We start from the raw sequence: 24,991 nt of genomic DNA, 5'->3' as shown, positions 1-24,991 counted from the left end.
AGTTAACAAACGTTAAGATTTGGTTTCCGCGAGGGCACCCGCACCCACGCTCAGGCCCTTTTCGTAATCCGTATCCTCGTTGAGGATATGGCGCGCTTCCTCGGGAACCCAGGCGCCCCAGCACGGCTGAAGCTGGTGATCGACGGACACCCGGTCGTCGAACACGAAACATTCGCCTTTCCACAAGCTCTGGTCCTGCGGCACTGTCTCCAGGTAGTTCAGGATCCCGCCTTCCAGGTGGTAGACGTCCTCGAAGCCGTTCTGCAGCATCCATGCGGTGGCCTTCTCGCAGCGAATGCCTCCGGTACAGAACATGGCCACCTTCGGTTTGGCCTTCAACGGGGCCGCGCCCTCAACCCAATCCGGAAACTCCCGGAAGGCCTGGGTTTGCGGATTGAGCGCCCGCTCGAACGAGCCGAAAGCAAACTCATAGTCGTTTCGGGTGTCGATCACGACCACGTCCGGGTCGGAAATGAGATCGTTCCAGTCTTCCGGCTTGACGTATTGGCCGACGATCTCGTTCGGATCGATACCGTCCACCGCAAGCCTCACGATCTCCTGCTTCAGGCGCACCTTCATCCGCTTGAAGACGTGGCGATGTGTCCAGGCCTCCTTGTGAACCAGCCCCTTCAGCCTTGGATCGCTGCGCAGGTGATCCAGAACTGCGCGCACGCCGGCCTCCGGACCGCACAGGGTGCCGTTGATGCCTTCCGCGGCCAGCAGCAGGCTGCCGCGCACATCCCGGGCCTCGCAAAAGACCTTGAGCGGGTCACGCATCGCCTCGAAGTCGTCGAGTGTCGTGAACTGGTAGAGGGCTGCAACAAGAATGTCGTTCATCAGGCTTGATCTTGTGTCCGGAACATGGGGCCGGATCGGGCGGGCGCACCTGGCGACCTGCGTCGCGATCCGGTTTTCTGGCGCCCTCTATACAGCCCCGGAGCCTCGACTGCAAAGTCCGCATTTCCCCGGACCTGGCCGGGACCATGCCGGGCTCCTGCCTTCCGGCTGGGCCCGACCGGCGCCAGGTCCGCTCGTGCACAAATTTCTCTTTGTGGCGACCGGTGGATCAGCGTAAATGAAACTGGTATACCCGTCAGAAAATCGATATTATAGAAAAATGGCCATAAAACCGCATACTGATCCCGCTCAGGAGCCCTCCGCCACCCAGCGCGCATATCTTGCCATCAGGCGGATGATCCTGATCGGCGAACTGTCGCCCGGCGAAAAACTCAAAATCGAGAACCTGCGCAAGTTCCTGGACATGGGTGGCTCCCCGATCCGGGAGGCGCTGACCCTGCTGGTGTCGGACCTGCTGGTGGAACGGCTCGACCAGAGGGGATTCCGGGCCGCGGAAATCAGCCCCCACAATTTCGCGGAAATCCTGAAGCTGCGCTGCCAGCTTGAGGAAATGGCGCTGCGCGAGAGCCTGAAACATGCGAGCACCGACTGGGAGGACACGCTCGTCCTCAGCCATCACCGGATGGTGCGCGAACCGCGCGAGAACATTGAGCGGTTCGAGGAGTTGCACAAGGCCTTTCACATGAACCTTATCGGTGCCTGCCACTCGCCGGTGCTGCTGAAGTTCTGCAATCAGCTCTATGACCTCAACATCCGCTACCGGTACCTTGCAGGCAGGGCTTTGAATTATTCCAAACGGGACATCGGCAGGGAACACACGGACATCATGAATGCCGCGGTTGACCGCGACACCGATACCGCATGCCGGCTGCTGCTCGACCACTACCGCACCACAGGCGCCTTTCTGGAAAAACACTTCCGGGCGGAAGCCGCGGAGTAGGCCCGGCTTCGAACGACCGCTGCCTCTTCCGAAGCTCGTGGCGGAAGGTCGTCGCGGAAGGTGGTGACAGTCGCATTCGATCGAACGCGAGCTTGAACCAGCCGAATGCGGTGCCCTGCTCCGCAAGCCGGGGAGAGCTGTTAGCGCTCCCCCTCCTCGCGAACCAGAACCAGGTCGAACGCGGCCTCCAGATAGGGCCCGTCGACCTTGCCGGAGAGAGCGAAGCCTTCCGCCGGGAAGGACTCGGCCGGCTGTTCCACATAGGTCATGACAAGATCGTCGCGCACACCGAAAACCGTGTCCTGGTCGAGATACGGATCGTCATCGGGGAAGATTTCCGTGACCAGCGTCTGGAAACCCGGCGCCTTCACAATGTAATGGAGATGGGACGGCCGCCAGGGATGGCGCCCGCTGGCGCGCAGGATGTCTCCCACCGGACCGTCGCTCGGCACGGTGTAGCTGACCGGCTTGACGGTGGTGAAGCCATAGCGCCCGTCCTCCCCGGTGACCTGGAGCCCGTGAAAGGAATAGGTGTCCTGGTCGGGGTCCTGGCTGGAATAGAGCCCGTTCGGCGCTGTCTGCCAGATGTCGAGTTCCGCGCCCGCAATGGGATTTCCGTCCGTATCGCGGACGGTTCCCACGGCCAGCAGCACCTGATCCGGAAAGTCCTTGCGCAGATCCCCGCCCAGGGGCAGCGGCGGCGACCCGGTGATGTGGAACGGCCCGAGCACGCTCGACGATGTGCCTTGCGGGTGCGAATGCAGCATGTCGACGAGAGAAGACAGACCCAGCACATCCGAAAGCAGAACGAATTCATGCCGTTCGGCATCCGAGATCGTGCCGGCCCGTTCGAGAAACTCGACCCCCTTGCGCCATTCGTCATGGGTGAGGTTGGTTTCGCGAGCGAACGCATGCAGGTGTGTGACAAGGCTCTTCAGGATCTGCTTCAGTCTCGGGTCGGTCTCCGGCCCCAGATAGTTCATGAAGACGTCGGTGATGTTGTCCTTGGTGACGTGACGCATGGAACCCTCTTAGTTCAAGATGGCAAGGCTGAGCGACGGCCAGCGGATCAGCGCGATCAGGACGACCAGCATCACCAGCGCAAAGGGGAATGCGCCGATGAAGACGTCCTTCAGCGAGATCCTCGGATCGTTCAAGGTGGCCTTGATGACAAAACACGAAATGCCGAGCGGCGGGGTCAGAAGACCGATTTCGGCGCCGACGACGGTGACGATCCCGAACCAGACCAGAGACAGGCCCATCGGTTCGACCAGCGGCAGGAACAGCGGCACGACGATCAGGATGATCGAGGCCGTGTCGAGAAGCGTTCCCAGGAAGATCATCATCGCCACATAGATCAGCATGATCCAGAAGAAACTCATCTCCGTCTCGGTCAGCAGGTCGCCGAGTTCGTTCGGCAGCCCAGCCAGACCGAGCATGCGGCTGTAGATCGATGCCGCCGTGATCAGGAACAGGATGGAAGCCGTGATGTGGCCGGTTTCCAGGAGTGCGTTCCAGAGGCTCTGCCAGGAAAGCTGCTTGCGCTGAAGCGCGATCAGCAACCCGAACAGGGAGCCTGCCGCCCCGGCCTCGACCGGTGTCAGCCAGCCGGTATAGATGCCGCCCAGAACGGCAACGATCAGGAGCAGCGTCGGCACCGTCTTGTCCGCGATCTCCCGCAGCGACATCCACTCGCTTTCCTCGACCTTCCGTCCGCCGACAAAGGCAGGCGTGAAGCGCCCCATCAGGAAGATCGCGACCACATAGGCGATCGCCAGCAGGATCCCCGGAACGACGCCGGCCAGGAACATGTCGCCGACGCTCTGCTCGGCCACGAAGGAATAGATGATCAGCATGGCCGAAGGCGGAATGATCATGCCCAGCACCGACGATCCCGCAACCACGCCGACCGCGAAGCGCGGATTGTAGTCGAATGCCAGCATCTGCGGCACGGAGACCTTCGAGAACACCGAGGCAGAGGCGATCGACGAGCCCGTCACGGCGGCAAAGACGGCGTTGGCGCCGACTGTCGCCATGCCGATCCCGCCCTTCACGCGACGAAAGCCGGTGTTCATGACCTGATAGATATCCGCCCCAAGGCCCGCCTTGGCGACGATCAGCCCCATGAAGGTGAACAGCGGCACGGTGGCGAACGTGTATTCCATGACGCTGTCGCCGATGGCGATCTTCAGCAGGTTGACCGCGAGGTCGAAATTGTCGCGCATCAACAGGATCGAAACGAACGACACCAGGCCGAGGGCGATGGGAATATAGACACCGAGATAGACCAGAAAGACGATCGCGACGACCGACAGGATACCGATTTCGATGGGGCTCACGCGGTATCTCCAGACTTGTCGTTTTCTTCACCCAGCCGGACCGGAGCAACCGGGCGGGCGGGCGAGAGGACCTTGAGCAAAAACAGAACCGTGCACAGAACGGCACTCAGATAGATGGCCAGCTTGAGCGGCCACCAGGGTGCGGTAAACACGCCGGGCACACCGAAATAGTCCCGGGTCTCGTACATTTCGACGAATTCGGGCCAGATGGCATAGGCGACCAGCACCATGAACAGCGCCGACGCGAGATTGATCAGCCTCCGGAGCGTTCCGGCCAGTTTCGGCCGGGTCATCTGGAGGATGGTCAGGAATCCGTCGGAGCGGGTCAGCCGGTCCGTGCGCACCACGTCCGGCAGCTGCAGGAAGACAATCAGGACCATGGTGAACTGCACCACCTCGACCGCGCCCCGGAACGGTGCATTGAAGAAACCGCGCGCAACCACGTCGTAGTTCACGACCATGATCAGGGCGAGCACGATCAGCGTGCCGAAGGCATTGGCCGCCATGGCCACGGCATTGGCCAGTTTGGATAGGGCGCGCACGCCATCTGCAAGGGGACGCAGCATTCCGGAGACCCCGTCGGTGCGATTGAAAGGACGAGAGATCATCGGTCTTCCGACAGAGCCGGATCACCGATGCCGGAACCATGCCGCTTGTCCAGGGTCGCGGCATGGTTCGTCTGACAGGCGTTACTGGGGCAGATCAGCCGACCAGTCGCGCACGGGTGTGAAACCGGCCGCTGCCAGCTTCGCCAGATAGGCTTTCAGCATGTCGCTGCCCGGCTCGTCCTTGCCATCCAGGTCGGTCGCCCATTCCACCGCGATGTTCGGCATGGCCGACGCCCATGCGGCACGCTGGGCAGGGTCCATTTCGACCACGGTCCCGCCGGATTCGACGTAGGCGTTCCGGCTTTCCTCCGCCCGGTCCATGGCAATGGCGGCAACATGGTCGCGATAGGCAACGGCAACTTCCTCAAGCGCGCCTTTCACTTCATCCGGCAACTTGTCCCAATAGTCCTTGTTGACGGTAATGGTCTTCGAGTTCACCGCTCCCAGATCGGCTTTCAGCATGTAGGGCGCGACTTCGGCGATCTTGAAGGTCTTGGCGGCTTCCGGCCACAGCAGCGCGTTGTCGACGAGCCCGGTCTGCAGCATGTTGTAGAAGTCGGTCAGACCGCCGCGCACACCGGCAGCGCCTTCGATGCCTTCCAGGTACCGCAGGTTCATGCCCGCTCCGGCCACTTTCTGACCTTCAAGATCGGAGACCACATTGACCGGTTCCTTGGAAAACACCTGATAGGTGTCGAGCACCACGCCGGTCGCCAGATAGACCTGGTTCTGGGCCTCGAACTCCTTCTGCATGGTCGGGAATTCCTTGGCGATCTCGTCCACTGCCTTGGCGACAGCCCGCGAATCGGCCGAAACAAACGGCGTCACCGCGGCAATCGCCTGGCTCGGCAGCTTCGAGGAATGGAAGATCGTGGTGACGATGCCGATGTCACCGAGGCCGAGCTTGACGCCTTCAAGAACACCCTTCGGCTTGACGATGGAGCCGCCGTAGCTTTCCTGCCAGTCCATCTTGTAGTTGCCGGTCGCGGCAAGGCGCTTGTCGACCTCGGGGATGAAGAAGTTCGTGAACTCCTGCACCCACAGTGCCCGGGCCGGATAGCCGTCGATAACGACCGCCTTGATGGTTTCCGTTGCCTGGGACGGCAGGGACGCCGCGCTCAGGAGCGCCAGTGCCAGAGCGCTGCGCCGTGTCATTTTACCAATCATGCTATTCTCCTCCCAAAGAATACAAGACGGCTCAGGCTTTCTGCCAGTCCGTCCGGATCAAGGTACCCGCCTGCTCAAACAGCTTGGACAGAGGGCAGTATTTGGCGACGTCTGTTGCGACGTTTCGAAGATCCGCTTCCGTAAGCGGGCCGTCACAGGTCACCACCTGCCGCAATTCGACAAACGGGACGTCAATCTCTTCCGTGAGCGTGACGCCCCTGCGGTCGAAAGCGCAGGAAATTTCGATTTTCAGATGCCCGAGATCGACACCCAGCTTGCCGGCGCATTTGTGGCCGATGACATTGGTGCAGCCCGCAAGAGCCGCCAGCGCGGCCTCCGTCGGAGCAGGACCCAGATTGGTACCGCCTCGTGCGACCGGCTCGTCGATCGAAAAGCTCAGGTCGCGAACGGTGATGTCGGCCCGCGAATGCGACAGGCCTTCACCTGCCGCCCGCAGCTTCACCACAGTTTTATCTCTCAAGGCAGCCATGGCATCTCACAGAAACCGGCAAGCCATGTCGAACGGCAGGCGCGGCAGTTTGTGAAACAGCGCCGTCTCGTCGGCATAACCAAGATTGCACAGAAAATTGGATTTCAGCGTCGTTCCGGAGAAGAACTCCTCATCGACAATCTTGTTGGAGAAGCCGGACATTGCGCCGACATCCAGCCCGAGCGCACGCGCCGCGATCATGAAATAGGCGCCCTGCAGGGTCCCGTTTCTGAATGCAGTCGCTTCGCAATGTTCGGGCTTGCCCTCGAAATGCGGCCGCCGGTCCTCGTGCGGGAACAGGTACGGCAGCTCTTTCCAGAAATCCAGGTCATGGGCGATGATCACGCTCACCGGCGCGGACATCATCTTGTCGATGTTCTTGTCCTTCAGGGACTTGGCCAGCCGCTTCTTGGCCTCCGGTGTCTCGATGAAGAAAAACCGCGCCGGACAGGTATTCATGCTGGTCGGACCGGCGGCCGTGATCTCGTAGATCTGTTCAAGAAGGTCACGCGGAACAGGCTTGTCCTGCCACGCATAGTGGGACCTGGCGGTTCTCAGGATCAGATCGATGCTGTCATCGTCGAGCCTGCCGGCACGCTCGCGCAGCGCGCGAACGCTCTCCTGAGCCTCGGCGCGCAACCTGGCCAGGGCTTCTCCGGTCGGGGCTTTCGAAGCGATGGTGGTCATTCGGCGGCCTCCGTCGCGCGGATTTCCTCCTCGGCGACAATCGGATTGGCGCAGATGCCGAGGCCCTCGATTTCGATCTCGACCGTTTCACCCGGCCTCAGCCAGCGCGGCGGCTTCTTTGCATGTCCAACGCCCGGAGGCGTGCCCATGGCAATGTAGTCGCCCGGCTCGAGCGTGGTGAATTCGGAAACGGTCGAGATCGTCCGCGCCACGCTCCACAGCATGTCCGAGGTCGATGCGCTCTGCAGGATCTCGGAGCCGACACGGGACTCGATCTTCAGGCCTTCCATCCCGGTCGGCAATTCGTCCGGAGTGACCACGACCGGCCCCACCGGGCCAGTGGCGTCGAAGTTCTTTCCGGGCGTCCACTGGTGTGTCTTGCGCTGGTATTCGCGCACGGAGCCGTCATTGAAGATGGTATAGCCGAACACATGCGCGAGGGCGTCTTCCTCGCGGATATGCTTGCCGCCCTTGCCGATGATGACCATCAGCTCCGCTTCGTAGTCAAGCTGCTCGGAGCAGGATGGCCGGACCATCGGCGCACCCGCCGGGATCATCGATGTGTTGCAACGCATGAACAGCGCCGGATAGACGGGGATTTCGTAGCCGCCTTCCTTGATGTGATCGACGTAATTGAGCCCGAGGCAGATGATCTTGCCGGGCTGCGCGACCGGAAGACCGGGTTTGATCGATGCGATCGGCTCGGCGTTGATCTCGCCCCGTCTCGCAAGAAGGCCGTCCAGCTCGACGCGTCCCTCGATGATTGCCCGCAGGTCGGTGCCGACCCGTCCGTCGAGCGCGGTCAGGCTCCAGGCCTTGTCACCCTCCACGAGATAGACACCCTGCCCCGACACACCCGTCCCAGTCATAAATCGCATAATCGCCTCGGTGTTTCCCAATTTTTTGTGACTTTGGCGACTATTTTTAATTTTGTCAAATAATATCGATTTTTTTGAAGGCGATAAACCTGCCCACTGCCGGACTGGTCCGCGCCAGTGGCAAAACGTCAAACCATTCAGGGAAATAGGCGCCTGCCGTTTTTAACGAAACCCGGCTTCCCATCACTCGGCCCTGTCGAAATACCGCTCCAGTCCTTGCCTGTTGGGGACCTGCCCGCTTCGCAAGGACAGCATCAAGTAGGGTGAACGGTTCCCGGCGGCACGGACCGCAAGCAGGATCGCCTTGTTTTCCTGAACCGCCGTCACGCCATTCGCCCCCTGAAATTTCCCATCAGGGTTCCGGTGGCGTTCTCGTTCACGTAGCCTTCGGTTCGTTCCATGAGAATGACACCACACAGAAGTTTGCGAACATCCGCGTCGTAGACCGGACGGCAAGAAGCGACGGCACACTGCCCATCGCGCGGTCCCTTCAGCGGGGCCAGCCTCAGGCAGGCTTTAGCGACTATTTTTCATATTGCCAGTTAATATCGATTTTTTTATAAACAGGGGAAACGGGAGATGCATCATGCCGAAATGGACGGACTACAAGCGCGCCGCACGCGAACGCGGCGCTCTCGCACTTGAACTTTTCGTCGTGACCTCGGTCACCGCCGGCCCCAACGCGGACATACCCGGCACGCTGCCCGACCATCTTGCCTATCAGGCGGATCTGGAAGCTGCGGGAAAGCTGACCTTTGCAGGACCGCTCTCGGATGCCACGGGCGAGGAAATCCAGGGAGACGGCCTGATCGTCTACAGAGCGGCCAGCCTTGCCGAAGCACGGGCGCTCGCCGAGGAAGACCCCATGCACAAGAGGGGCGTCAGGACATTCACACTGCGCCGCTGGCTCGTCAACGAAGGCAGCCTCACCCTGTCGGTCGGACTGTCGACCCGAAAGGTCGATCTGGCATAGACGCCGCTCCGGCCGGAAAACCGGATTTTGCCTCCCTTGCCCGGTTGGGTCTTGAGGAGAGGATGCTTATGTTCATGCCGGCACTTGGAACCCGACATTCCTGGAGAAGATCATGTCCCTATTCGGCGATCTGCTGTCGACCATATTCGAACGCCGCGCGCTGACATTCTCACCGGGCCGGCGCGATCCGCGCCCGCTCGAAGAACTTGTCGGCGCCCTTGTCGGCGCCACAGGAGAAGTCACCGGCCTTGCCGTGGCCGCCAGCATCCTGCAGCGCTACCAGGAACTGGACGACGATGCCAAACTGGCGTTTTTCCACCATCTTGCCGGCAACATGAACATCGATCCGGACCGGGTGCGCGCGACGCTCGACGCCTACCAGGCCGAGCCCGGCAAGCAGACCTACCGCGCCTTCATGTCCGCCGTGGAGCCGGACCGTCAGGAATTCCTGCGCCGGCTGAACCAGATCCCGGGCGCGACGGAGATGCTGGTGCGCATGCGGGCCGATCTGCTGCGTCTTGGCGGCAAGGATTCCGAGATCCAGGCACTCGACCAGGATTTCCGGCATCTGTTCGTGTCCTGGTTCAACAGGGGCTTTCTGGTGCTCAGGCCGATCAGCTGGGAAAGCCCGGCCCATATCCTGGAAAAGATCATTGCCTATGAAGCGGTGCATGAAATCGAGAGTTGGGAGGACCTGCGCAGGCGCCTGGTGCCCGGCGACCGGCGGTGCTTCGCCTTTTTCCACCCGGCGATGCCTGACGAACCGCTGATCTTCGTCGAAGTCGCCCTGACCGCCGACGTTCCGGGCTCCATTCAGGACCTGCTCGCGGAGGACCGGGAACCGCTCAGCGCGGAAAAGGCCAGGACAGCCGTCTTCTATTCGATTTCCAATTGCCAGTCGGGTCTTGCCGGTATCTCTTTCGGCAATTCGCTGATCAAGCAGGTCGCCGCGGATCTGGCCAGCGAATTGCCGAACATCCGGACGTTCGTTACCCTGTCGCCGATCCCGGGCCTGACCAGATGGCTCGTCGCCGAGGACATTCCGTTCGCGGACGCGGATCCCAAACGGCTGCGCCAGCTCGCCGCCCATTATCTGCTGTCGGCAAAACGTCCGGACGGTCTGCCGGTCGATCCGGTCGCCCGTTTTCACCTGGGCAACGGCGCCCAGGTCCACGCGGTCCACACGGAGGCCGACACGTCGGAAAAAGGCCGCGTCCAGTCGGCCGGCGTGATGGTCAACTACCTTTACGACCTCGGCAAAGTCACCCAGAACCACGAACGCTACGCAGCCCAGAAGGAAATCGCCGCGTCTTCGGACATCCGCGGACTGGATGCGGCCGTCAGAAAACAGGACCTGAGGAGAGCGGTGAGCGAGCAACCCGCGGCGTAATGCGCCGGAGTAATGCGCCAGACCGGCCCGCCTGTTCTGCCGGCTTTCCTGTCCCGCCGGCTCGTCTCTCCTGCCGATCGATCAGACCGGGCAGCCAGCCTTCGCGGCGATCCGGTGCATTGCTGTCCGGCGGGCGGATGAACACCGTCACCCGCAGTGAGGCATCGTTCCTGAACGACCGGGAAACCATAAACCGTATTCGGTGTCGATTTTGGACATGCTGCATGCTAATCAGGAAAGCAGCCCAACAGGACAGGGACGAATACCGTGTCATTTCATGCCGACCCCGAGACGCCGCCCGCCGGATCCCGGGACACCGATCAGGTCATTCATGCCTGGTTTCTGGATCTGCTCGGCACGCGTCCGGACAAGGAGATTTCCGACTTGCTGGGAATCACCAGTTCGAAACTCTGGAAGCTCAAGAAAGGCCACCAGCGCCTGCAGGCCGCCGAACTGGTGATCCTGCACCAGGGCCTGAACGCACCGCTTCCCCGCCTGGTTGCCGTTGACGGCGCACCGGCAGATGACCTTGCGGCCCTTGCCGGGCCGGCCAGATCCGTCGACGACAAGGCCCTCTTCGATTTCGCCTATTCGCGGGTCTCCGACCTGGAGGCCGGGAAACCTGCCGACCAGCGGGCCAATGAATTCGAGAAACTCAAACGTGTCTTCCACATCCTGGAGACGATTCGCGACACACCCGATGCGCTGGAACTGAAGGACATTCAATGAGCAACAAGGACGAATTCACAAAGGAACAAATGAAATTCCTTGAGCTGTTTCACATCGCGGCCCTGTTCGATTGCCTTTATATTCTCGACTTCCACTGCATGAACGAATTCAACCACGACAAGGTGTCGGACCTGACCGACCAGGGCCGCTATCACCTTGCCGTTCTAGCCGAAAAAGAGATCTTCGAACACGCGATCGAGTCCGGATACCAGCCGCCACGGCCATTCAAGGGAGACGGGGACCGTGATTTCGTTTCTTGAGCAACTGCCTCTGAAACACGTCGAACACGGCGCCGCCGGCGAGGAGGCGCGGTTCCTGTTCAGCTTCTGGCGGCGCAACGAAGGCATCATGCGGCCCGACCCCGGCATGATCCACCTGTCCAGAAAACTGCTGCTGTTCAAGCCGCTGTTCATCCCCGGCGACGTGCCGCCGTCGACAATGATCGGCCAGGACACGACGTTCCGGAAATTCCTGCCCCCCACGGACAAGCCAACCTCACTGCCCCCGGCCTACCGCGAGCTGGTTGCCCCCGGCTATCACGCCTCGATAGACGGCGAGCCTTGGTTCGACATCCAGCGCACCGGCTCCATGATGGGCGAAGGCACCCCGGACCTCACTCTTGAACGCCTGATTCTGCCGTTTCGGACACCTGGAGGGTTTGTGCGGATTTTCTGTCTGCTGACGCTCTTGGAGGAACACTCACGATACGGTCGATCAGATCCAGAACGTCGTCCCGCGCGTTTCCGGCCAGAAACAGATCGTTGTCAATCGGGATGGGACCACCGGACGCCCACCGCACCGCGTTTTCATGCAACCGGGTGAACCCGCATGAGCGCAGGAAACCGTCCTTGAACACCCGTTTTTCCATCCAGCCATAGTAGAAATCCGCGTCCCATTCGTCCAGCGCCTCGATCTGGACAATGCGGTTGAGCAGACCGCCGAGATGCGCGTTCTGCCATTCGGGCTGAACCTGGGTTCCGCCCAGATAGACCGTGTCTCCCGTGATGGCCTGGGCGAAGCGCGGCTGCTCCGGCGCCAGCACAACCTGGCCACCGGTCTCGGCGGGAAAACAGCGGTAGAAGTGCTTGCGCCAGTAGTCGGCCAGCGACTGCGGCGGCCGGATCCGGTCCAGGCGCGCGCACACGCGGCCGACCAGGCGCCCGTTTGGTTCCGTTAGCCCCAGCCAGAATGCCTGACCGCTGGAAAATGTCTGTGTGCCCGGTGAGAAATGCGCCTCCAGCAGCTTCAGGCCGCTGTTTGCAGCCATGGCGTCGATCCGCTCGAAATCGTGTCCCCGCTGCAGCGTGAGCCCGTAGTCGCCAAACACCTTGTCGATTGCGCCCCAGGCGCGCTTCAACAGGATTGGATCGACCGCAGTTCGCAGCATGCTCATGTGTCCGCCTTTATCTGTTTTTGTATTACCTTGTCCGCAATCGAACAACGCCGCCGCGGTGTGGCGCACATCTCGTATTATCACCAAGGTTGAGGAATGGACGTTCGAGAATACCGACACAGGCATTACGGTAAATGTACCGACCATCTCAACAAAGAAAAATGTCCCGGGGCACTGGATGGCCTGTTTCAGGGGGGGCGGGAGCTTATTGGTCACAGTCCGGTGGCGTGCAAGAGACTTGCTGCGATCAAAGAGACCAGCCGTGTGGACCAAAGCCATTTCAAAGAAAAGGCTTTGACGGGGAGCATGCCACGTGCGTCAAGGACGTTCCCGGCGCCAAAACGGCTGTGCTATGGTCATCTCCGATGACGGAAGCTGAAGAACTGATTGTACTTGCCGCGTTGCTTTGGCCCGTAGGCTTCTTGTGGCTGGGCCGGCTGACACGCGGAAGGCGATTTCGGCGGACGGCCTGGATGACCTCGGCTGCCTGGTGGGGCGCGGTGCTGGTTTATGCCAATGTCGACGGCAACTGTTCCGGTGGCCTGATCTTCGGCTATCGGAGCTGCGGCTGGATTCAAGACGATACCGCCAACACTCTGGCATTGAGTGCCGTTTTTTTGATCGGACTTGGTGTTCTCATGTGGATTGGTCTTTTTTTCTTCGGGCTTGTGCCCGCCCTATGGCGCAGCCTGCGCAAGGTCCGTGTTACCCGTTAAATAGGGTCAAAAGAGAAACGCTCCGCAAGGTTGCAAAACCAGACCATTCCGGCGACGAATACGTGGCCAAGAACGATCGCTATTGGGCGTAAATTATTGAAGAGAATGGTGGGTGAGTGGGGGCTCGAACCCCAGACCCGCTGATCAAGAGTTATGAGTAGATTATGCATTTTCAATAACTTACGGGAAGAAAACAATCAAGTCGTACGGTTTTGGGATGGCAAGGGTTACACGATACGAGATGGCACACTTGCGGACATTTCGGACGTCGCAACTAATGATAGTTTCGGCCCTAAACCATCGTTGATGCCGACCACAGCGAATGACTGATGTTGCCCACCCTTGCCATTGAAATGCATGTAACAGACTTACAAATTCCGTTTCACGCTGCGAAAGCCTGAGGTAGTGTGCGCAAAAAGCTAAGCTTTATATCAACGGGCCCATAGGGCGTTTGAATTCTTAGGGGCACACCTTGTCTGGCGGGAATGCGCACATCGATCGGAAACTTGTATTCGGCGGGCTGCCGAGGCACACCTTGAACAAGAGGAACACCCGCCGCCACCGTTAGCTCTAGCCTCACATCCATAAAGTTGGGCTCGTCTCGGCATGGCTCATATGTGCCGTCGTATGAAACGCCGCCATCATGTCCAAACACCAGCCCGTCGACGAATACAAGGGCCGCCACGCCATTTCCTGACGCTCCAACATATTCAACCGAGTACATTCCATCATACATGATCGGGTTCTCCTGATAAATGCGGGCAATTTCACGCGCCTGGAGTGCGCGTGGTAACGACTGCAAAAGTTTGATGTATGCGGTCGTCGAACTCGGAACTTCTCGATCTCCTGAACACCACATGTTTACGGCGCGGGTAGTGACGCCCAGCAGAAGGGCGAGTTTCTTTGGATCTAGGCCAAGTGCGTCCAAAGTTTCGGTGAGCTGTTGTGCATTCATAATTTCTTAATAAGCCAGACAACGTTTCAAGTCAACACTTGTTCTCAATTTTAAGAACAAAATGCATCACTTCAACAGAACAGATAGTGTCTAAATATGTTTCCTTTGAAGAGGATTTTTCGAATCCTGTTGCATATCGAAATGAGCGGCTGGCGTTCACGCAGTGTCTGAAAGTCCGCACAAAAGCCGTTCATTGAATGCGCAGAGAATTCACACTCCCCGCCCAAAATTCGATTTGAGAGAACTGGCGCGCAGGTCACTCACGGGCTCGCTTTGTCCTATCCCCCCTTGGTTGCTTATTTCTAGAAGCACCCCTAGTCCCGGCTCTTCAGGTCCCGCTCCAGGCACTGCGGCGCCTCCCGGATCCAGCGCATGTCCGCGCGCATGTCAGCCACGTCCCGGGCTTCGCGGATCCGTTCAGCCATTCGCGCTCTGGAGCTCTCTTCCAGGTCGCGGATCCGCTGGTCACACGTTCCCAGCCTGTTCACGGCGCAAGAGATGCGCTTTTCCGGCAAATACCCAGCGATTTCAAGGAGAAGAGAATGGTGGGTGAGTGGGGGCTCGAACCCCAGACCCGCTGATTAAGAGTCAGCTGCTCTACCAACTGAGCTACACACCCATCAAGCTGCAGCGAAAGCATATCATATGCCGCAGCGAAGGTGCGCTGTATAACGGACCTGTTTCACCCGCGCAATGGGGATGTGACACTTTTTTGTCGCCGAGGCCGGAAATGCCCCCCGGCGGAATGACTGCCGCGTTTCAGAGATCGACCGCGATTTCCCCGCCCGGTTCCGCCGCGCGCGACTGGCACAGGATGATGGCATGGGCACGCTGCGCTTTCGAGAGCACGAAGTCGCGGTGCTCCACCTCGCCCGAGACGAGACCGCATTTGCACACACCGCAGATGCCGTCGGCGCATTTGACGTCGATGTGGATGCCGTTTTCGGCCAGGACATCCGTCGCCGACCTGTCGGCGGGCACCAGCAACGACTTGCCGGATTTCACCAGTTTCAGGGTGAAATCGTGGTTTTCGTAATCCGGCACTTCCGGAACGGAGAAATATTCCAGGTGCCTGGCCTCGTCCGGGTACCCCTGCCGCTGCGCGGCCTCCACGACCGAGGTCATGAACCGGTCCGGCCCGCAGGTATAGACATGCCAGCCGTCGCGATAGCCGGCGAGCACCGTGTCGAGATCGGCCCGGCTGCCCTCGGCGGAAACGTGCAGATGCACCCGGTCCGCCCAGGGCATGGCGGCGAGATCCGCGAGATAGCCGCCGCTGTCGCGCGACTTAACCGAATAATGCAGTTCGAATTCGCGGCCCAGCGCATGCAGGCGATGGGCCATGGCGATCATCGGGGTGACGCCGATGCCGCCGCCCATCAGCAGCGACTTCGCCGCCCCCTCCTCCAGCGGAAAATGGTTGATCGGCCGGGAGACGAAGATCTTGCGTCCTTCGGAGAAGATCCGGTGCAGCAGCTTCGAGCCACCCCGGCCCATGTCCTCGCGCAAAACACCGATCTGGTAGACGGACCGGTCGGCGGGATTGCCCGACATGGAGTATTGCCTCAGGAACTCGGGGGCGACGACGATATCGAGATGCGCGCCCGCCTCCCAGGCCGGCAGGTCGCCGCCATCGATGGCCCGGAATTCGTATTTGGTGACATCCCCGGTCATGTGCGCGACCTTGGAGACGACCACCCGCACGACCGGGCTTTCGCCGGCCGCCGTATAACGGTGAATGACACTGTCGTCGCCCGCCTCCAGCCGGCGCTTGTATTCCTCTGCCGTGACCATCGCCTGATAGGCCTCGATGCCGGCCTCCCGGTCCATCGGAAACGGATAGGGAAAGGGGTGCGGTGCCAGCGGCGCCGGATAGACGGCCAGCGTCTGGTCCTCGTATTTCAGGTCGAGATCCTTTTGCAGGTCGCGCGCATTGACCGGCAGGCGCGCGGGCTTGTAGCCGCCATCCTCATGGAGCTCCAGGTCCCACCACCATTTCTTCACCGGGTTGAGCCCGCCCCGCCCGGCCATGTCGTCCAGCTTCGCCAGATACGGCGCAGCGCCCGGAAGCGTCATGGCGGCCCAGCGGAACGGCTTTTCGGCAAACAGTCCCTCCAGGTTCCAGGGACAGGTCTTCATGCAACGCCCGCACATGGCGCCACCTTCGGTGGTGATCCGGTAGGTCGCGCATTTCTGGCTGTCGCTCTTCCAGATCTCGTAGCCGTTGAACATCAGTTTCGGCCCGGCGGTGATCGCCCCGCTGGGGCACTCGCGCGCGCATTTGTTGCAGGCGCCGCAGAAAGCCTGCAGGCCGAAATCGATCGGTTTGTCATGGGCCAGCGGCATGTCCGTGGTGACCACGCCGGATTTCAGACGCGGCCCGAGGAATGGATTGAGGATGACCTCGCCGATGCGGCTGACCTCGCCGAGCCCGGACAGCAGCAGCAGTGGCGGTTGCAGCACCTCGCCGTCGAGCACCGAATGCGCCTTGGCCTTGTAGCCGAGGCGGCGGATCTGTGCGGCGATCACACCGCCCAGAAGCGAAAACCTTAAATAAGCGCGCATCGACTGGGCGACGGAAATCCAGTCGTCTCCCGACGCGCCCTCCATCGTTTCATACCCCTGATCGATGATCATGCTGATCGCCTGATCGTGGGGCGGATCGATGGCGGCGCCCGTTGCGTCGTGGGAATACCAGGTCCAGTCCGGACAGCGGCTGATGCCGACTGCGTCGACACCGAGGAAATAGGCCGCCGCCTTGACGTTCAGCGCGTCGCGCTGTGGATCGGCCACAGTTTGTCCGGTGGCGGACGCGCCATCCTGCAACAGCACGAAGGCACCCAGCATCCGGCGCTGCGCCATGGACGGCGCCGCCTTGCGGGCGTAATAGCCGCCCTTCGCGCCGTTCTGAAGGGCCTTGCCCATGTCGCCGAACTGCGCCCGTGCGAACATGTCCGTGCGTTTGGGCACCCGCGCCACATGCGCCTCGTCGATATAGGTCGTCGGCGTGTCGACCCGTTTCAATGTCTCGAACGGATGCGGTCCCATGACAAAATCGCGCTTGTCAAAAGGATCGCCGTTGAGCGCAGAGCGCCGGAAGCCCGCCCCCACCCACCAGGCGGGGCCCTTGGTCCTGAACCAGGGCTGGTCCTTCATGGCCTTCAGCGGGCCGTCCACCGCGAGATCGAAGGTCGTCGTGATCGCGGCGACGCCAAACCGGTCGCCGACATAAGGATTGACCAGCCGGCCGTCCTCGACGCTTGCCAGCCCCGCAGCCACGGTTGCGATGTTCAGATCGATGTCCGAGCTGGTCGCCGTATGCGCCTTGGCGTCCCAGCCGAGCAGGCGGATGTAGTTGGCCAGCACAACCGCCGTCTCGCTCGCCCTGAGGCAGGCGCGATGCGCCTGGGCATCGCCGAGCCAGTCGGTCCCGGGCTCGTCCGGCCTCGGATCGCGGGTATGGTCGTAGAGAAAGACGATCGTGCGGGTATGGCCGGTGATGGTCGACGGCGGCGCCTCCATGGACTCCTTGAGGTCGGCCATGATCATGTCGATGCCGCTTGCCAGCGTCTTTGTCTGCCGGGTCTTCAGGTCGTGCGCCAGGCGGTCAATGTCGGGATTGCGGACCGGCTGGTCCAGCAGCGCTTCCTCCGGCAGGGGCCCGATGCCGACCATCGCCGCATCCGAGAAATAGCCGAAGCCTTTCAGGTGCTCGGCCCGCTCTCCCGGATCGTCCGGGCAGCCGGCCCGGGCCTTGTTGACGAGGCCGTCGCGGATGGCGTCCATCATCGCCTGATAGTCGCCCATCGCGTTGACGATGGAGGCCGGCGTCTGCGGGCGGCGGAACTCCAGCGGCCGGAACGCCGGCACAAGGGCATAGTCGGGTGTGCCCCCGCGGGCCAGCCGTTCGAGCGGAAACGGACCGAGGTGCACCGGCCTGTTCTTGTCGGAAAAGAAGCGAATGGTCACAGCGTTACCCGAACATTGTTGTTGGCAGAACGAGGGCGATCTGGGGGAACAGGACGATCAGGAGGATGACCGCCAGCATCGCGAACCAGAACGGCCAGATGCCCTTGAAGATCGTGTTGAGCGAAACGCCTTCCGCGATGCCCTTGACGACGAACACGTTGATGCCGACCGGTGGCGAAATCAGGCCCATCTCCAGGGCGATCACCATGAGAACCCCGAACCAGATCAGGTCGACTCCCATGGACTGCAGGATCGGCTGGACCAGCGGCACCGTCAGCACCAGGATCGCAAATCCGTCCAGAAACATGCCCAGAACGATGAAGACGGCCAGGATGGCGAGCACGACCTCGACTGGCGACAGGCCCAGCGTCCCGATCCACGCCGTCAGGGTGACGGTCACACCGGTGAAGCCGATGAAGGTCTTGAACACGAAGGCGCCGAACAGGATCAGGAACACGGTCCCGGTTGCCTTGAGCGTGCCCGTGGTCACGCCCTTGATGTTCTCCCAGGTGAGCGCCCCCCGGATCACGGTGACGAGGAACGCAAGGAACGCCCCGATACCGGCAGCCTCGACCGCGGAAAAGACGCCGGCATAAATGCCGCCGATGGTCAGAACGATGATCCCGACAATCCAGGACGCCCGCACCAGCGCGGAGAAGCGCTCTCCGAGCGGAACGGCCTGCGCCGCCTGCGGCGCCTTCATCGGATCGCGGAACACCACCAGCCAGATCGCCAGGATGAAGGACAGGGTCAGAAGCAGGCCGGGCAGAACGCCGGCCATGAACAGGCGCCCGATGGATTCCTCGGTCAGGATGGCATAGACGACGAAGCCCGCAGAGGGCGGGATCAGGATACCGAGCGTCCCGCCCGCAGCGATCGCGCCGGTGGCAAGGGAATTGTCGTAGGAATAGCGCTGCATCTCGGGCAGGCTGACCCGGCCCATGGTCAGGGCTGCCGCCAGCGACGAGCCGGACAACGCGGAAAAACCGGCGCAGCCGACAATGGTCGCCGAAGCCAGCCCGCCCTTCATGTGCCCGAACCAGGCGTGGGCGGCGGAATAAAGATCCCGGCTCATGCCGGAAATGCCCGCCAGGTTTCCCATCAGGATGAACAGCGGCAGGATCGTCAGCGGATAGCTGGACGCTTCGCCGAAGATTTCCGTCGCCATCACCGGCAGGCTTGCCTGCGGGCGGATCATCCAGATGCCCGCCGCGCCGACAAGCATCATCGACGTGCCGACAGGCATGCGGATGAACAGCAGTATGAACAGCAGCGCGAAGCCCGCGAGCGCCAAGGTCGTTCCGGTCATCAGTCCGCAATCTCGTTCGGGTCATCGCCTGCCCAATGGGCAAGGCCAATACAAAGGTGAAGGACCTGGACCAGAGCGTAAAACGCCATCGCCGCGACAAGTCCGTAATAGAAGGGCTGATGCAGGAGCCCGAGATTGGAGGTCATGGCACCGCAGGCGATGCCGCAGGACCCTTTCTTGAAAAGCGCATAGGCGGCAAGACCGAGAATGCCGGTATTCAGGACCCGCGCCGCCGCATCGGTCACCCGGGTCACACGCCGCCCGGCGATCATCGCAATCACGTTCACGCTGACATGGGCGCCCTTGTGCGCGCCATAGGCGACCGCACCGGCCACGGCCACCGAAAGTGCCATGGTGGAAATGTCCTCGATCCCGAAGATCGGATCCCTGAGCACATACCGCCAGAACACCGAGACGATGGTGACCAGCGCCAGCACGAACAGGGCTGCGCCGCCGACGGCCGCGAAGAGGCCGGCGATCCGGCCGGCCCCCTGCTCCAGACGGCTGAACGGAGAAGACATTGCCTTCACCCGTCTTTTCCGGTCATCAGACGCATGATTTCGGCGCCGGTCATTCCCTGGCCGAGTTCACTCTCGAGCCACATGTCCATTGCAGGCTGAATGGCCGCGTCCCAGCGCGCCCGCTCTTCAGCGGACAGTTCGATCACCTCGACACCGTTCTGTTCGGACACGTTGATGCCCTTGGCGGCGATCGCCTTGTACATCTTCGCCGCGTCCATCGACAGGCTCTTGCCGGAAACCTCGTCGACCCAGGCCTTCTCCTGGTCGCTCAGGCTCTCCCAGACACCCTTGTTCATGAGCAGGACAAAGGCCGATCCAGCACCTGGAATATTCGTCGTCAGGTAGTTCGCGGGCTCGTGGAGCTTGAAGGACAGCGCCGCCGAGGGATCGATGGAGATGGCGTCGACGACCCCGTTCGACAGGTTCTGGTTGATGACGCTGACCGGCTGCGACACTGCCGACGCACCGAGCGCCTCCGTGAACGGAATGTCCTGCGCGGAGGTGACGCGCACAACCATGCCGTCGATGTCCTCGAGCGTGCGCACAGCCTTGTTCCTGGTGAACAGCGCCTGCGGATCGTTGGCCCAGAGAGCCAGGATCTTGGCGTCGAATTCCTTCTCGATCACATCACGGGCGCGCCACATGGCCTCGGTGCAGTCGACCGCGTCGGAACACATTCCGGGCGTGGTCACCGCCGTCGTGATCGGAAACAGCTGCGCTGTGTAACCGGGCAGGTGGAAAGCGATGTCGGCAACGCCGTCCAGAAGGATCGAATACTGCTTCGGCGGCGACGAATTCAACGCCCCGCCGGCAAATTGCGTCACCGTCAGCGCGCCCCCGGAAACCTCGGCAAGCCGGTCGGCGAACGGGGTGAAGACAGCCTTGTTGAGGGGGTGCGCCGGCCCCATGAAATAACTTAAAGCCAGGTCGCGCGCCTGCGCCCCGCCGGAAAAGACAATCGTCGCGGCCAGGGCCGCGGTGGCAAATACGGATTTCATCCCACTCCTCCCAAAGTGTTCAGGGCGTTCCGGCCGATTTCCCCGGCGCACATGCGCATATCCGTGTCCGGATTCTTGTGTTGTGCGTTCCCGGCAGCCAATGTGCCCGAAGCGAAAACGTCCCACAAAACGTATTCGAAGTTAAGTGAATAATGATCTATAATCGTAATTTCGGGATGAAAATCCCAAATTTCGTATTCATAAAAGGATGATCCATGACCTCCAACACCGAGCAAGTGCTCGCTTTCGTGCGCGGGCAGATCCTGCGTGGGGAAAGACAGCCCGGTGAGCGGATCAGCGAAGCGAGCATCGCCGGCGAAATGGGCCTTTCGCGCACCCCCGCGCGCACCGCGCTCGCCGCACTGGAAGCGGAAGGCCTCATCGGCAAACGCCAGGGCCGCGGCTACACGGTGCGCTCGATTTCGATTTCCGATATCACCAAGACCGTCGAGGTGCGGGCGGCCCTGGAAGCCCTGGCGGCCCGAACCCTCGCCGGCCACGGCATGAGCACGGAAGTGGAGCAGACACTGCTCCGATCCATCGAAACCACCCAGGACCTCCTGGAACGTGACACCGACGAGGCCCGCGGCATCGACTTCATCGGCGGCTACACGGACGCGAACATCCTGTTTCACGAAACGATCATGCGGAACTGCGGCAATGAACTGATCGCGCATACCTACGAGCGCATCGCCATGCTCCCCTACGCGGCGCTCGGCACGCTGGCTTTCGAACGGGCCGATTTCAAGCGTGAACGCATGCGCCTGACCGTCGGCCACTCCCAGCACGTCATCATCTTCGACGCACTCCGGCAGGGCGACGCCCAGCGCGCCGAAGCGATCATGCGCGAACACAGCAGCGCGACGCTGAACTACACGGATCTGTTCGTGAAGAAGGATTTTTCCGGCACCGGATACAACACCCAATCCTGACCCTCCCCGTCCGCGGACTGTCGCGGGCCAAGCGCCTGCCGAAACTTTCAAAAAGAATGCGCCTTCGCGGCGCAATAAATGAAATTTGGGCTTGACCGGATTCATCCGCCTCACTAGGGTGCAGCGCATCAAGACCGGGCGGACGTGCCGGGCTTGTGTCTTTCAGGCCGGATGCAGCCGGGCGCGTGAAAAGCGGTGGCAAAGAACGGCGGAACGGGCGGGGAAACCCATCACACAGTCCGAAAGAGGCCCTGACGGCCTGTAGTTTCAAAGGACCGGGACGACATGTCGATGTCGCTCATTCTAGTTGTAGTAGGAAAGCGCGCCTCCGCCGCGGGATAGCCCCGTACGGACAGGATGGCGCGCGAACAAGGCTCCCCGAGGGGCCTTTTTTTGTACCCGCCTCCTGACACCGCCTTCCCGCCACAGACCGGACCTTTGATGCTGCAAGCGGCTGGACCGAAACACAAGATGATGAGAGCCGGGCCCGGATCCTCGGGCGGCTGATGCAAGGACGAAACGAATGACACGGGAAATGACCGGCGCTGAAATGGTCATCCAGGCGCTGAAGGACCAGGGTGTCGACACCATCTTCGGCTATCCGGGCGGCGCAGTGCTTCCCATCTATGACGAGATCATCCAGCAGGAAGGTCTTGAACATATTCTCGTGCGTCACGAACAGGGCGCCGGCCACGCGGCCGAGGGCTATGCCCGGTCCACCGGAAAGCCCGGCGTTGCTCTGGTGACTTCCGGTCCCGGCGCCACCAACATGGTGACCGCCCTGACCGACGCCATGCTGGACAGCATCCCGCTGGTCTGCATCACCGGCCAGGTACCGACACACCTGATCGGCAACGACGCCTTCCAGGAGTGTGACACGGTCGGCATCACCCGCCCCTGCACCAAGCACAACTGGCTGGTGCGCGATGTCGACGACCTGGCCCGCGTCCTGCACGAGGCGTTTTATGTCGCCACTTCCGGCCGCCCGGGTCCGGTCGTCGTCGACATTCCCAAGGATGTCCAGTTTTCCATGGGCACCTATCAGGGCCCGACGCCGAACCCGGCCGCCGCGCACAAGAGCTACCGGCCGCAATTGAAAGGCGACGCGGCAAGCATCCGCATGGCCGCCGAACTCATGGCAGCCGCAAAGAAACCGGTGCTTTACACCGGCGGCGGTGTGATCAATTCGGGTCCGCAGGCTTGCCAGCTTCTGCGCGAACTGGTGTCGCTGACCGGCTTTCCGATCACCTCCACGCTGATGGGCCTCGGCGCCTATCCGGCCTCCGGCGACAACTGGCTCGGCATGCTCGGCATGCACGGAACCTATGAAGCCAACATGGCCATGCATGACTGCGACCTGATGATCTGCATCGGCGCCCGCTTCGACGACCGCATCACCGGCCGTACCGATGCCTTTTCGCCCGGATCCCGCAAGATCCACATCGATATCGACCCGTCCTCGATCAACAAGACCATCAACGTCGATCTGCCGATCATCGGCGATGTCGCTCATATTCTGGAAGACCTCGTCCGGATCTGGCGCGCGTCGTCGATGAAGTCCGAACCGGCCGCCATGACCGACTGGTGGACGCAGATCGACGCCTGGCGGGCCCGCAACTCGCTGGCCTACAAGCCGAACAGCGATGTCATCATGCCGCAACACGCGATCCAGCGGCTCTATGAACTGACCAAGCACCGCAAGACCTTCATCTCCACCGAAGTCGGTCAGCACCAGATGTGGGCGGCCCAGTTCTACGGCTTCGAGGAACCGAACCGCTGGCTGACCTCCGGCGGCCTCGGCACCATGGGCTACGGCCTGCCGGCGGCGATCGGTGCGCAGGTCGCTCACCGGGACGCGCTCTGCGTCGACATTGCCGGCGACGCCTCGATCCTGATGAACATCCAGGAAATGTCGACCGCGGTCCAGTTCGGCCTGCCGGTGAAGGTGTTCATCCTGAACAACCAGTACATGGGCATGGTGCGCCAGTGGCAGCAGTTGCTGCACGGCAACCGCCTGTCCCACTCCTACACCGAAAGCCTGCCCGATTTCGTCAAGCTTGCCGAGGCCTATGGCGGGGTCGGCTTCCGGGTGGAAAAGCCCGCCGATCTGGACGGCGCCATCGAGGAGATGATCGCGATCGACCGGCCGGTCCTGTTCGACTGCCGTGTCGCCAACCTTGCCAATTGTTTCCCGATGATCCCGTCGGGCAAGGCCCACAATGAAATGCTGCTGCCGGACGAAGCCAACGACGAAGCGCTCGCCACCGCGATCAGCGCCGAAGGCAAGTCGCTCGTTTGAGGCGCACAAGGCAAGAGGAACTGAAGACCATGAATGCCCAGCAAAACGTCGATGCGCCGTCCGCCTATTTCCTGGCCGAAGTCAGCAACGAGATCGAGACCCACACCCTGTCGCTCCTCGTGGACAACGAACCGGGCGTGCTCGCCCGCGTGATCGGCCTGTTCTCCGGACGCGGCTACAACATCGACAGCCTGACGGTATCCGAGACTGAACACGAGAAGCATCTGTCGCGGATCACCATCGTGACCACCGGCACGCCGATGATCATCGAACAGATCCGCCACCAGCTCGACCGGCTGGTGCCGGTGCACCGGGTGACCGATCTGACGGTGCGCGCCAAACGCATCAATCAGGACAAGCCCCTGGAACGGGAACTGGCCCTGGTGAAAGTCACCGGCACCGGCGAGAAGCGCCTGGAGGCCCTGCGCCTGGGCGATGCCTTCCGCGCCACCGTCATCGATGCCACCACCGAGCATTTCGTTTTCGAGATCACCGGCCGCACCTCCAAGATCGAGCAGTTCATCGCCATCATGAAACCGCTCGGCCTGGTGGAAGTCTCCCGCACCGGTGTCGCCGCCGTCCAGCGGGGTCCGGAAGGGCTTTGAACGCCCTTTGACCAATTGCAATCAGGACCCGCCGCGGCCCCGCGGCGGGTTTTCAATTTTCCGCCGCCCCTCATTCGGCCTCATCCTGAGGAGAGCGCCAGGCCCGTCTCGAAGGATCGGCTGTGCATTCAGGCGCAGGGTGCCGATCCTTCGAGACAGCGCTCCGCGCCGCCTCAGGATGAGGCTGGTAAGTTTTGCGGCAATCACCCGATTTCCCGATGGCCGGAGCTGATCG

General features: G+C 61.5%; 23 protein-coding genes and 1 tRNA gene. 9 read left to right on the top strand and 15 right to left on the bottom strand.

What is annotated here, in order from left to right; all coding sequences use genetic code 11:
- Nucleotides 1-12: 12 nt before the first annotated feature.
- Complete coding sequence (gene trhO / locus AC0VX3_RS10390) at nucleotides 13-837, bottom strand: oxygen-dependent tRNA uridine(34) hydroxylase TrhO (RefSeq protein ID WP_475524643.1); 825 nt, start codon at nucleotides 835-837, stop codon at nucleotides 13-15.
- Between the two features lie 280 nt (nucleotides 838-1,117).
- On the opposite strand from trhO, the gene AC0VX3_RS10385 reads away from it, so the two are divergent.
- Nucleotides 1,118-1,798, top strand: a complete 681-nt coding sequence (locus tag AC0VX3_RS10385) for a GntR family transcriptional regulator (RefSeq protein ID WP_342892010.1) — start codon at nucleotides 1,118-1,120, stop codon at nucleotides 1,796-1,798.
- A gap of 140 nt (nucleotides 1,799-1,938) precedes the next feature.
- Here the strand turns inward: AC0VX3_RS10385 and AC0VX3_RS10380 are convergent, their stop codons facing one another.
- The 7 genes from AC0VX3_RS10380 to AC0VX3_RS10350 all read right to left on the bottom strand — a co-directional run bounded on the left by AC0VX3_RS10380 (nucleotide 1,939) and on the right by AC0VX3_RS10350 (nucleotide 7,967).
- Nucleotides 1,939-2,820 carry a dioxygenase family protein gene (locus AC0VX3_RS10380; RefSeq protein ID WP_475524642.1) on the bottom strand — a complete coding sequence of 294 codons (882 nt, stop codon included), beginning with the start codon at nucleotides 2,818-2,820 and terminating at the stop codon, nucleotides 1,939-1,941.
- Nucleotides 2,821-2,829: 9 nt separating this feature from the next.
- Nucleotides 2,830-4,137 (bottom strand): TRAP transporter large permease, encoded by a 1,308-nt coding sequence (locus AC0VX3_RS10375; RefSeq protein WP_475524641.1) that lies wholly within the window; start codon nucleotides 4,135-4,137, stop codon nucleotides 2,830-2,832.
- Nucleotides 4,134-4,745 (bottom strand): TRAP transporter small permease, encoded by a 612-nt coding sequence (locus AC0VX3_RS10370; protein WP_475524640.1) that lies wholly within the window; start codon nucleotides 4,743-4,745, stop codon nucleotides 4,134-4,136. The genes AC0VX3_RS10375 and AC0VX3_RS10370 overlap by 4 nt, the downstream gene beginning before the upstream one ends.
- 81 nt (nucleotides 4,746-4,826) lie before the next feature.
- The gene (locus AC0VX3_RS10365) at nucleotides 4,827-5,912 is read right to left on the bottom strand and encodes a C4-dicarboxylate TRAP transporter substrate-binding protein (protein ID WP_475524639.1); all 1,086 of its coding nucleotides are present in this window, start codon (nucleotides 5,910-5,912) and stop codon (nucleotides 4,827-4,829) included.
- A gap of 31 nt (nucleotides 5,913-5,943) precedes the next feature.
- The gene (locus tag AC0VX3_RS10360; RefSeq protein ID WP_475524638.1) at nucleotides 5,944-6,402 is read right to left on the bottom strand and encodes an OsmC family protein; all 459 of its coding nucleotides are present in this window, start codon (nucleotides 6,400-6,402) and stop codon (nucleotides 5,944-5,946) included.
- Nucleotides 6,403-6,408: 6 nt separating this feature from the next.
- The gene (locus tag AC0VX3_RS10355; protein ID WP_475524637.1) at nucleotides 6,409-7,089 is read right to left on the bottom strand and encodes a malonic semialdehyde reductase; all 681 of its coding nucleotides are present in this window, start codon (nucleotides 7,087-7,089) and stop codon (nucleotides 6,409-6,411) included.
- A complete protein-coding gene (locus tag AC0VX3_RS10350; protein WP_475524636.1) occupies nucleotides 7,086-7,967 on the bottom strand; it encodes a fumarylacetoacetate hydrolase family protein in 882 nt (293 codons plus the stop codon). The genes AC0VX3_RS10355 and AC0VX3_RS10350 overlap by 4 nt, the downstream gene beginning before the upstream one ends.
- Nucleotides 7,968-8,553: 586 nt before the next feature.
- Between AC0VX3_RS10350 and AC0VX3_RS10345 the strand changes: the two genes are divergently transcribed.
- The 4 genes from AC0VX3_RS10345 to AC0VX3_RS10330 all read left to right on the top strand — a co-directional run bounded on the left by AC0VX3_RS10345 (nucleotide 8,554) and on the right by AC0VX3_RS10330 (nucleotide 11,319).
- Nucleotides 8,554-8,940: a YciI family protein gene (locus AC0VX3_RS10345; RefSeq protein ID WP_475524635.1), complete on the top strand. Its 387-nt coding sequence runs from the start codon at nucleotides 8,554-8,556 to the stop codon at nucleotides 8,938-8,940.
- A gap of 112 nt (nucleotides 8,941-9,052) precedes the next feature.
- A complete protein-coding gene (locus tag AC0VX3_RS10340; protein WP_475524634.1) occupies nucleotides 9,053-10,330 on the top strand; it encodes a malonyl-CoA decarboxylase in 1,278 nt (425 codons plus the stop codon).
- Nucleotides 10,331-10,597: 267 nt separating this feature from the next.
- Nucleotides 10,598-11,059 carry a hypothetical protein gene (locus AC0VX3_RS10335; RefSeq protein WP_475524633.1) on the top strand — a complete coding sequence of 154 codons (462 nt, stop codon included), beginning with the start codon at nucleotides 10,598-10,600 and terminating at the stop codon, nucleotides 11,057-11,059.
- The gene (locus AC0VX3_RS10330) at nucleotides 11,056-11,319 is read left to right on the top strand and encodes a hypothetical protein (protein WP_342891999.1); all 264 of its coding nucleotides are present in this window, start codon (nucleotides 11,056-11,058) and stop codon (nucleotides 11,317-11,319) included. The genes AC0VX3_RS10335 and AC0VX3_RS10330 overlap by 4 nt, the downstream gene beginning before the upstream one ends.
- Before the next feature lie 353 nt (nucleotides 11,320-11,672).
- On the opposite strand, the gene AC0VX3_RS10325 is transcribed toward AC0VX3_RS10330, so the two are convergent.
- Entirely contained in the window at nucleotides 11,673-12,446 is a 774-nt protein-coding gene (locus AC0VX3_RS10325; RefSeq protein ID WP_348149458.1) for a hypothetical protein, read from the bottom strand.
- Nucleotides 12,447-12,817: 371 nt separating this feature from the next.
- On the opposite strand from AC0VX3_RS10325, the gene AC0VX3_RS10320 reads away from it, so the two are divergent.
- Nucleotides 12,818-13,168 carry a hypothetical protein gene (locus tag AC0VX3_RS10320; protein WP_475524632.1) on the top strand — a complete coding sequence of 117 codons (351 nt, stop codon included), beginning with the start codon at nucleotides 12,818-12,820 and terminating at the stop codon, nucleotides 13,166-13,168.
- A gap of 382 nt (nucleotides 13,169-13,550) precedes the next feature.
- Here AC0VX3_RS10320 and AC0VX3_RS10315 read toward each other — a convergent pair whose 3' ends face one another.
- The 6 genes from AC0VX3_RS10315 to AC0VX3_RS10290 all read right to left on the bottom strand — a co-directional run bounded on the left by AC0VX3_RS10315 (nucleotide 13,551) and on the right by AC0VX3_RS10290 (nucleotide 20,920).
- A complete protein-coding gene (locus tag AC0VX3_RS10315; protein WP_475524631.1) occupies nucleotides 13,551-14,123 on the bottom strand; it encodes a helix-turn-helix domain-containing protein in 573 nt (190 codons plus the stop codon).
- A 543-nt stretch (nucleotides 14,124-14,666) separates the two neighbouring features.
- Nucleotides 14,667-14,742, bottom strand: a tRNA-Lys gene (locus tag AC0VX3_RS10310).
- Nucleotides 14,743-14,882: 140 nt separating this feature from the next.
- Entirely contained in the window at nucleotides 14,883-18,092 is a 3,210-nt protein-coding gene (locus AC0VX3_RS10305; RefSeq protein ID WP_475524630.1) for a 4Fe-4S double cluster binding domain-containing protein, read from the bottom strand.
- A gap of 4 nt (nucleotides 18,093-18,096) precedes the next feature.
- Nucleotides 18,097-19,401, bottom strand: a complete 1,305-nt coding sequence (locus AC0VX3_RS10300; RefSeq protein ID WP_475524629.1) for a TRAP transporter large permease — start codon at nucleotides 19,399-19,401, stop codon at nucleotides 18,097-18,099.
- Nucleotides 19,401-19,922, bottom strand: coding sequence for a TRAP transporter small permease (locus AC0VX3_RS10295; RefSeq protein ID WP_342891992.1), 522 nt, complete (start codon nucleotides 19,920-19,922; stop codon nucleotides 19,401-19,403). Before AC0VX3_RS10295 ends, AC0VX3_RS10300 begins: the two co-directional genes overlap by 1 nt.
- 5 nt (nucleotides 19,923-19,927) lie before the next feature.
- Nucleotides 19,928-20,920, bottom strand: coding sequence for a TRAP transporter substrate-binding protein (locus tag AC0VX3_RS10290; protein WP_475524628.1), 993 nt, complete (start codon nucleotides 20,918-20,920; stop codon nucleotides 19,928-19,930).
- A 215-nt stretch (nucleotides 20,921-21,135) separates the two neighbouring features.
- Here AC0VX3_RS10290 and AC0VX3_RS10285 point away from each other — a divergent pair, with 215 nt between their 5' ends.
- From AC0VX3_RS10285 to ilvN, 3 genes are all read left to right on the top strand, one after another.
- Nucleotides 21,136-21,852 (top strand): GntR family transcriptional regulator, encoded by a 717-nt coding sequence (locus AC0VX3_RS10285; protein ID WP_475524627.1) that lies wholly within the window; start codon nucleotides 21,136-21,138, stop codon nucleotides 21,850-21,852.
- Nucleotides 21,853-22,375: 523 nt separating this feature from the next.
- The gene (locus AC0VX3_RS10280; RefSeq protein WP_342891989.1) at nucleotides 22,376-24,151 is read left to right on the top strand and encodes an acetolactate synthase 3 large subunit; all 1,776 of its coding nucleotides are present in this window, start codon (nucleotides 22,376-22,378) and stop codon (nucleotides 24,149-24,151) included.
- A 29-nt stretch (nucleotides 24,152-24,180) separates the two neighbouring features.
- Nucleotides 24,181-24,756: an acetolactate synthase small subunit gene (gene ilvN, locus AC0VX3_RS10275; RefSeq protein WP_342891988.1), complete on the top strand. Its 576-nt coding sequence runs from the start codon at nucleotides 24,181-24,183 to the stop codon at nucleotides 24,754-24,756.
- Nucleotides 24,757-24,991 lie beyond the last annotated feature (235 nt).

The organism is Roseibium sp. QJM3NY_11 (assembly GCF_056173175.1).
This window is presented reverse-complemented; position numbering and strand designations above follow the sequence as displayed.

Excerpts from the sequence above, each read along its gene's own strand:
- trhO (WP_475524643.1), bottom strand. The coding sequence starts at position 837 with ATGAACGACATTCTTGTTGCAGCCCTCTACCAGTTCACGACACTCGAC.
- AC0VX3_RS10385 (WP_342892010.1), top strand. The coding sequence starts at position 1,118 with ATGGCCATAAAACCGCATACTGATCCCGCTCAGGAGCCCTCCGCCACC.
- AC0VX3_RS10380 (WP_475524642.1), bottom strand. The coding sequence starts at position 2,820 with ATGCGTCACGTCACCAAGGACAACATCACCGACGTCTTCATGAACTAT.
- AC0VX3_RS10370 (WP_475524640.1), bottom strand. The coding sequence starts at position 4,745 with ATGATCTCTCGTCCTTTCAATCGCACCGACGGGGTCTCCGGAATGCTG.
- AC0VX3_RS10365 (WP_475524639.1), bottom strand. The coding sequence starts at position 5,912 with ATGATTGGTAAAATGACACGGCGCAGCGCTCTGGCACTGGCGCTCCTG.
- AC0VX3_RS10360 (WP_475524638.1), bottom strand. The coding sequence starts at position 6,402 with ATGGCTGCCTTGAGAGATAAAACTGTGGTGAAGCTGCGGGCGGCAGGT.
- AC0VX3_RS10355 (WP_475524637.1), bottom strand. The coding sequence starts at position 7,089 with ATGACCACCATCGCTTCGAAAGCCCCGACCGGAGAAGCCCTGGCCAGG.
- AC0VX3_RS10350 (WP_475524636.1), bottom strand. The coding sequence starts at position 7,967 with ATGCGATTTATGACTGGGACGGGTGTGTCGGGGCAGGGTGTCTATCTC.
- AC0VX3_RS10345 (WP_475524635.1), top strand. The coding sequence starts at position 8,554 with ATGCCGAAATGGACGGACTACAAGCGCGCCGCACGCGAACGCGGCGCT.
- AC0VX3_RS10340 (WP_475524634.1), top strand. The coding sequence starts at position 9,053 with ATGTCCCTATTCGGCGATCTGCTGTCGACCATATTCGAACGCCGCGCG.
- AC0VX3_RS10330 (WP_342891999.1), top strand. The coding sequence starts at position 11,056 with ATGAGCAACAAGGACGAATTCACAAAGGAACAAATGAAATTCCTTGAG.
- AC0VX3_RS10325 (WP_348149458.1), bottom strand. The coding sequence starts at position 12,446 with ATGCTGCGAACTGCGGTCGATCCAATCCTGTTGAAGCGCGCCTGGGGC.
- AC0VX3_RS10320 (WP_475524632.1), top strand. The coding sequence starts at position 12,818 with ATGACGGAAGCTGAAGAACTGATTGTACTTGCCGCGTTGCTTTGGCCC.
- AC0VX3_RS10315 (WP_475524631.1), bottom strand. The coding sequence starts at position 14,123 with ATGAATGCACAACAGCTCACCGAAACTTTGGACGCACTTGGCCTAGAT.
- AC0VX3_RS10300 (WP_475524629.1), bottom strand. The coding sequence starts at position 19,401 with ATGACCGGAACGACCTTGGCGCTCGCGGGCTTCGCGCTGCTGTTCATA.
- AC0VX3_RS10295 (WP_342891992.1), bottom strand. The coding sequence starts at position 19,922 with ATGTCTTCTCCGTTCAGCCGTCTGGAGCAGGGGGCCGGCCGGATCGCC.
- AC0VX3_RS10290 (WP_475524628.1), bottom strand. The coding sequence starts at position 20,920 with ATGAAATCCGTATTTGCCACCGCGGCCCTGGCCGCGACGATTGTCTTT.
- AC0VX3_RS10285 (WP_475524627.1), top strand. The coding sequence starts at position 21,136 with ATGACCTCCAACACCGAGCAAGTGCTCGCTTTCGTGCGCGGGCAGATC.
- AC0VX3_RS10280 (WP_342891989.1), top strand. The coding sequence starts at position 22,376 with ATGACACGGGAAATGACCGGCGCTGAAATGGTCATCCAGGCGCTGAAG.
- ilvN (WP_342891988.1), top strand. The coding sequence starts at position 24,181 with ATGAATGCCCAGCAAAACGTCGATGCGCCGTCCGCCTATTTCCTGGCC.